The 7,285-nt window shown below is 46.2% G+C and carries 7 protein-coding genes; all 7 read right to left on the bottom strand.

The annotated features are described in order from the left end of the window. On the bottom strand, positions 1-557 hold a 557-nt coding region (locus AC1DUA_RS15570; RefSeq protein WP_477500638.1), incomplete at its 3' end, for a response regulator. Next, positions 554-2,347 (bottom strand): cache domain-containing sensor histidine kinase, encoded by a 1,794-nt coding sequence (locus AC1DUA_RS15565; RefSeq protein ID WP_477500637.1) that lies wholly within the window; start codon positions 2,345-2,347, stop codon positions 554-556. The genes AC1DUA_RS15570 and AC1DUA_RS15565, both read right to left, overlap by 4 nt. A gap of 118 nt (positions 2,348-2,465) precedes the next feature. Beyond that, positions 2,466-3,293 (bottom strand): carbohydrate ABC transporter permease, encoded by an 828-nt coding sequence (locus AC1DUA_RS15560; protein WP_477500636.1) that lies wholly within the window; start codon positions 3,291-3,293, stop codon positions 2,466-2,468. 27 nt (positions 3,294-3,320) lie between these two features. After that, positions 3,321-4,193, bottom strand: coding sequence for a carbohydrate ABC transporter permease (locus AC1DUA_RS15555; RefSeq protein WP_477500635.1), 873 nt, complete (start codon positions 4,191-4,193; stop codon positions 3,321-3,323). A gap of 106 nt (positions 4,194-4,299) precedes the next feature. Further along, positions 4,300-5,436: a Gfo/Idh/MocA family protein gene (locus tag AC1DUA_RS15550; protein ID WP_477500634.1), complete on the bottom strand. Its 1,137-nt coding sequence runs from the start codon at positions 5,434-5,436 to the stop codon at positions 4,300-4,302. Between the two features lie 17 nt (positions 5,437-5,453). Beyond that, positions 5,454-6,251 carry a sugar phosphate isomerase/epimerase family protein gene (locus tag AC1DUA_RS15545; RefSeq protein ID WP_477500633.1) on the bottom strand — a complete coding sequence of 266 codons (798 nt, stop codon included), beginning with the start codon at positions 6,249-6,251 and terminating at the stop codon, positions 5,454-5,456. Between the two features lie 50 nt (positions 6,252-6,301). Then, positions 6,302-7,285, bottom strand: a 984-nt coding sequence (locus AC1DUA_RS15540) for an extracellular solute-binding protein (RefSeq protein ID WP_477500632.1), incomplete at its 5' end; no start/stop codon positions are given.

Raw genomic sequence — 7,285 nt, 5'->3', positions numbered from 1 at the left:
CGATGGGTCCACTCCGCATAGTCGGAGAGCTGCGTCGCGATCATCCAACAATTGCACGAGCCGCTCGTCATCATCAAAGGCACATAATCGTCATTTTGATCGACTACTCTTTGTTGCAGCTGCCCCATCAGCCATTTACGCGTCCGTTCTACTTCTTGCTCCCCCATAAGCTTCCGTTCTTGCATGATCTCTTCACCGATACGCAACACCATACTCATCAACTCATCGATATTTACCGGTTTAAGCAAGTAATCTTCGATACCTAGTCGCAAAGCCTGCCGAGCGTATTCAAAATGATCATAACCACTAACAATGATGACACGTGACTGAGGGAAGCGTTTCTTCAGTTCCTTGGCAAGCTCAAGTCCGTCCATTCCCTCCATGTTCACATCCGTCAACACGACGTCCACAGGACAATAATCCAGGAATGCAAGCGCTTCTATTCCATCATAGGCTTCTCCGACAACCTCAACACCAATCGACTCCCAGGAAATGGTATGGCGCAATCCTTGGCAAATAATGGGCTCATCATCTACAATCAGCATTTTGATGGTCATCGTTTCTCCTCCTGAGCACTCGTTTGAAATGGAAGTCTAATCCTTACGCAAGCTCCAGATTGCGATGGTTCCGAAGGAAGCTCGATGCCATAACCATCGCCGTATTCAAGTGTTATTCGCTCATGAATGTTGCAGATCGCATGGTTCATGATACCCTCGTCGCCGGTTCGATCTTGCAGAACCTGACGGATGACCTCAAGCTTGTCTTCGGCAAAACCTACGCCAGAATCCCTAACATCTATCAGCACATCCTGCTCTGTCCTATAGCAGTGAACATCTACACGGCCGCCTCCGCGCTTAAAACCATGCTTGATGCTGTTCTCCACCAACGGCTGAATGATTTTCTTCAAGAGAACGGCATGACTCAACTCTTCCTCCATATGCACGGTGAATTGCAGTTTGCTGCCCATTCGCTTCTGCTGCAAGTTCAGGTAAGCACGAACAAAATCCAATTCCTCAGGCATTGTCGTGTATCGCTTGCCGCTATTCTGCCCCATTCGAAAAAACTTCGACAATGTTTCAATCAATTGGCTCGTCTCAGCTGCTTTCTCCAACCTTGCCGTCCAGCGGATCATATCCAGCGTATTATATAGAAAATGAGGGTCCATTTGACTTTGCAAAATTCTAAGCTCTGATTCCTTCTGCCGAATCTCCAATTTATACTTTTTATCAATCAGCTCCTTGATCGTCATAACCATGTTGTTAAACTGCCGACCAAGTTCCCCTACTTCGTCACGAGATCGGACTTTCACTTGCACCGAGAAATCACCTTTTTTGAGCTTAGAGGTTTGTTTACTCAGCTCCAGCATCGGGCGAATCATCGCGAATTCGAACCCAATCAAGGCTATTAATCCAAAAATGAGAATAATCAGGATCAAAAATTTGAGCGAGGCTTTGATCGCTTCCGTTTTTTGAACGATGGTTTGATCCTTAATCATGGCTACGATAAACCAGCCCGTCGACTTCATGGGCTGACTGAATACAACGTAGGAAGCCCCGCCTTCCTTCAAGGAAGAGACCCTTTTGGAAAGCCCCCCACTGAATTGGCTTAGAAGTGCATCGCTTGGGTAGGGGTGTCCGATCAGGTTCTGATTTGGATGCAAAACGACACTACCCCCAGGCCGCACAATAAAGATGGATCCCTGATCCTCAGGAACAGCCGACATCAGTAAGTCAGTGATTTCCGACTCATCCAAGCGAACAATAACTTTGCCTACCGGGCGTGAAGTGTTATCAAAGGAATTGATGACGCGAAACATGGAGACAACGCGCTTATTCCCCGTCCAACCGCTCTCCAGTTGATAGGAATCCGTCCATACTACCCCGCCTCTTCTCGCCTGGGCAAAGTCTGTCCACGATTGCTCCAACCCTTTGACAGGTTCGCCCATTTGGAGTTGATTGCCTCCTACACCTTCGAGGGAAATCGATTTAATATATCTCTTGGACATGATTTGAAAGGCAATATAACCTTCGATTGTCGTCTGATCCTTGTTCATTTGCACCATATTGTCTGGCGTGGTTGGTGTCTCCATAAACCTTCGAAAGTTCTCTTGATAAATCATATAGTCCGATAAATCTTCAATAGCCTTTATTTTTTCAGATAAATTCAGTTCAATGGTATTCAAGTTCTTTTCCATGGCATCAATGAACTGCTGCCGCAAAATAGCATCATAACGGCTCAGAATGACATTTCCTATCAAAAGGGATGGGAGTGTCACCAAAAAAATGAAGATAGCGATCGACTTTGTTCTTAAACTAAAGTGCAAGAAAGGATATCTGTGAAGTCTCATCGAGTTCCATCCCCTTCATCGGTATAATTCCTCATTTTACTATAAAACGGGGTCAACCTACCTAAAAGGATGTAGAATTACTCGGGAAAAGTTGCGAGTGCTCAGAGAGTCACTTGCATCACCCTTTAACAGCGCCAGCTGTCATCCCTTGCACTAACTGCTTCTCCATGGCCAAATAGAATCCAACAAGCGGAATAAGTGCCATCGATAAGGCAGCCATCTGAAGTGTCTGGAACCGTGTTTCTGTGCCGGCGAAATTAGCCAATCCTAACGGAAGCGTTTTGAGAGCCGCTTTATTGATCAAAACAAGTGCGAATAAAAACTCATTCCAGTTATAAATAAAGTTGATAATAATAACCGTCGCCAGCGCAGGACGAGTCATCGGAAGGATAATCGACCAGAATATTTTATAGAGGCCAGCTCCATCCATAACCGCAGATTCCTCAATATCTTTAGGGAACGCCTGCATGAAGCCAACCAGGATGAAGATGGTAATCGAGAGATGGAAGGCCGTGTAAGGAAGCACCAGAGACAGRTGGGAATTCAACAGGCCTACATTTTTCATGATAATAAAAATCGGCACTAACGTAGCGTGAATTGGGATGGTCATGCCAATAATGAACAAACCATAGAGCCATCCGCGTAAACGAAAGTGAAATCTGGATAGAAAGTAGGAGGTGAGCGCACCAAGCAGCACTGTTAATACGATTGCACCAACGGTTACAATGACACTGTTCCAGAAGTACGTGCCTAAATGCGCAACTTTCCAAGCGCTTGTATAATTGCTGACTTGCCAAAGCTTGGGCAAACCTAACGGATTCGTTGCATAATCTTCCTCTGACTTAAATGAGCTGACGACCATCCAAACAATCGGGATGATGTTAATAACGCTTAGAATGGCCAGGATTAGATGAATAAAAGTTTTTTTCCCTAAAGATGTTTGCATAGCTCCTCCTTTCTCTACATGCACGGATCAGCCGTTTCTTCGAGTGACTAATTTGGCTGCATATATGGCTAATAGGCTAAAAAGTAGTATAAGTATAGAAACTGCGCTTCCCAGTCCGAATGCACTGTTGTTGAAAGCTTGCGTGTACATATAGATGGTCATCACTTCTGTATTATGAGCTGGTCCTCCAGCTGTCATTACATAGATTAAATCGAAAACCCGGAAGCTGTTGCTAATGGAGAAGATCAGCGTTACCCAGATCGTTTCTTTCAGCATTGGGAGGGTGATGAACCAGAACCGCCTCCAACCTGTAGCGCCGTCCATGACTGCCGCTTCTCTTACTTCTTCGGATATATTTTGCAAACCAGCCAAGAAAATGACCATATAGAAGCCGTAATTTTGCCATAAGTACGTGACGCTTACCGACAGCATGCCCCAACGCGGGGAGCCCAGCCAGTTCTGTTTCAAACTCTCCAAGCCGAAGAGTCCGAGCATGTTATTCATCAGGCCCGATTCCGTACCGTAGACCATATTCCRGATGAGGGAGACGATAACCGCTGAGATAATGACTGGCAGAAACAGTACGGAACGGTAAACTTTAAGTCCACGGATCGATCGGTTCAAAAGCAAGGCAAAAAACAATCCAACTGGCAGCTGCCCCACAATCCCGCTAACCATCATAAACAGGTTGTTCTGTACACCCTTCCAGAAGATCCCGTCTTTCAAGACGGAGATATAGTTGTCCAAACCTACAAAAGACATGTGAGATAAACCGTTCCAGTCGAAAAATGAGTAATAAAATGACATTAAGATTGGAATCATCGCGATCCCGATATAAATAATCAAGGCTGGCAGCATGCCGATAAATATTGCCAATCCCATCCGCCTCGTTACATGCATAAATGGCCCTCCTTATGCGCTAGATGATAAGTTGAGAGATGCCAAGAAGACGGAGACTGGGCAGGCTCCGCCTCTTTGGCTGCCGAAGAACGGCTTGTTGCCTCTCTTACAATGGTATGGACAGCGAGCGTGAGGCCGCGATAATCTCGGCAGCCGTCGTTTCCCGTCCGAGCGAATCGGATAAATATAAACCTTCGCTAATCAGCATCGTCGCAAGTGCTATATCAGCCGTCGGCAATAGTTCTACACGCCCCTGTAGAGCAGCGATCCAGTGCTTCTGCGATGAATCATAGGCATCTTCGTTATCTCTCATTCTGTGCCAACGAACATCCATACGGTTCAGATCAATCTTGCTGTCCAGATCGATGTCGGCTACCGTCGTGTGAAAGCTGATATCGGAAGTCATCTCGCCGGAATGGTAGGACGGGAGCCGAATACCGCCTTTGGAACCAATAATGCTGCTCCCCTCAACGCCTCCAAGATTAACGGCCCAAGCTTCAAAAATGTCTAGCGAGAGTCCATTACGGAKGGTGACGAACCCAAGCGCCAACTCTTCCACATCAAATCCACTTTCGGCTCGCCTAGCCTCATCCATCTCCATCTCTTGAATGAGCTTCCCAGTTACGCGTTCCACTTCGGTTTCACCAAGCAAGTAGAGCATTTGTGCGATATGATAGACGCCCATATCCAGCAGAGCTCCCCCGCCTGCACTTGCTTTTTTCGTGAAATAGGCGGTACCAAATCCATCAACAAAAGGTCTACCGCGCCGCCTGAAGCCATTCGACCGAGCGTGGAACAATTTGCCCAGCTGACCGCCATCAATCAGCGCTTTGGCGGCCTTTGTTTCTTTTTTATAAAGCGTGCTAAGTTGAATGTGAAGTTTCTTGCCATACTCCTTAGCTGCATCAACCATCGCTTTGCCGTCATAATAGGAGCCTGCGATCGGTTTCTCGCAGTATACATGTTTACCCGCCTGCAGAGCAGCAATCGTTAGTGGCGCATGAAAGTTGTTATGTAGACATACATCCACCGCATCAATATCTTCTCGCGCCAATAGGTCTTTATAATCAGTATAAACATGAGCAACTCCGTATTTATCCGCAACCCGGCGGGCTTCCTGTTCATTAATATCACACAGAGCTACAACCTCGGCGCCCTCTATTTCGGCATACTGATCCAAGTGAGCCTTCCCGATAATCCCTGTTCCGATAACACCAATTCTAATCTTGGCATATGCCATCATGCACGCCTCCAGATCACCTATCCATTGTTCGGGCAAGCAGATGCAAGTAATCGTTTCGCAGCTGCTAGCGCCCACTCTATCTCGATATAAGGATTGGACAATGCATTATATTCAACTGCCCAATACCCTCGATAACCAAACTCACTCAGAAACTTAATCGTTGATTCTGTATTCTCCGAATGGATCGTTCGTTTGTCCAAATGTACGTGGTTCACCCAGGGAGCAACGATCTCATTGCCTTGATTACCTTCTATCCAGCGATCGATATGGAGTAAAATACCATACCCTGGATGATCCACCGCTTCTGCCACGCGCTTCATCCAATGCGGATCCAGCGAAATACCTGTATGGTTTTCTGGCCCCACAGTAAATCCGTAATCGGCCGCTTGCTGTCCTAATTCCTGATAAGTACGAACCGTGTATTCGAACTGCTCCTCCGTCACTTCACCAGGACCACGATTCGCATCAATTCGAACCGTCTGCGCACCAAGCAATTTCGCCGCTTTCAAATGAGCAAGCGCATTCCGGTACAACTGCTGCCTGGTATCTGGATCAGCATCCCATAAGTGAGCGCGGTCCACCGCTATATTCGCAACCGTTAATTGTCTATCATCCAGATTGCGTTTGATCTTCAGCAACTCATCGTTATCCGGAAGCTCCCAGATGGGAACCTCTCGGTTTACGAAAAAGCCGTTCCAAAGATCTACAGCGTCCAATCTATACCGGTATTTCACCGTCTCTAGATAACCGTATATATTCATTTCGTTTTGACTTAAAAGCTGATAGAAGGAAAATGCGCCAATGGAAGCTTTCATCTCCGTCACCCTTTCAAATCGTTAGCTTCGAGCTTGCGCTAGCTAACCGATTATTTTTTCACTTTATCCATGACATCTTGCATTTCTTTGGCAATTTGCTCTGGTGTTTTCTGTTTCATCGTAATGGCTTGCAGCCCATTCTCGATTGAATCTTTGACTGCCGCCGGCATTACACTGTCAAAAACAAGCGCATCGCCCGATTTCGTCAACTCCAGCATTTCTTTCAAATATTTACTAGTGTCCGCTGGCATTTCAACTTTCGCTGGCACAACGATTCCTTTACTCATCAAGCTTTGGTACAGCTCAGGAGAGTAGAAATATTTCAGGAATTTGTACGCCGCTTCTTTCTTAGCACCCGTTAATTCCTTGCTTAATCCGATACCGTATTGGACAACTCCCGCACTTTTGCCTGCTGTTCCTTTTCCACCGTCAATGGACGGGAACAATGCGATACCAATATTAGCGCCGCCCTCTGCGTTGCTGACACGGAACTTCGTGTCAATGGTCGAGCTGGTCATGGTCATAGCCGCTTTCTTCTGCAGGAAGTAATCTTGCACTTGCACTTCATCCATAGTGTTCAAATCAGCGTTAAAGGCATCGAGCTTCGTCAACTCATCGAAAATGCCAAGCGCTTTTACATAGTCAGCATCCGTAAATTTGGCTTGTCCTTGTTTTACCTTCGTTAAGAAATCCGTACCTGCGATACGATCCTCGACGGCGGACATCACGGTGGATTGAAGCGGCCAACGATTCTTATTGCCAATTCCCATCGGCGTAACCCCTGAAGCTTTAAGCTTTTTCACCAGATCAAGGAAGTCGGCATACGTTTTAGGAAATTCATTGTAGCCTACTTTAGCTAACATATCCTTGTGGTAATAGATAATATCTACAAATGTCATCTTGGTTGGAACGGCATACTGCTTACCGTTTACTTTATATCCACCTAACGACTGTGGCGGCAAAATATCTTTCCAAGTATCCATAATTTCATCTAGCGGCAAAAGTACGCCGGCATCGATGAATGGGTCCATATC

It is taken from the genome of Paenibacillus sp. 01T422, assembly GCF_056398785.1.
The sequence above is the reverse complement of the archived record's forward strand: the minus strand, read 5'-3'. Positions and strand labels throughout refer to the sequence as shown.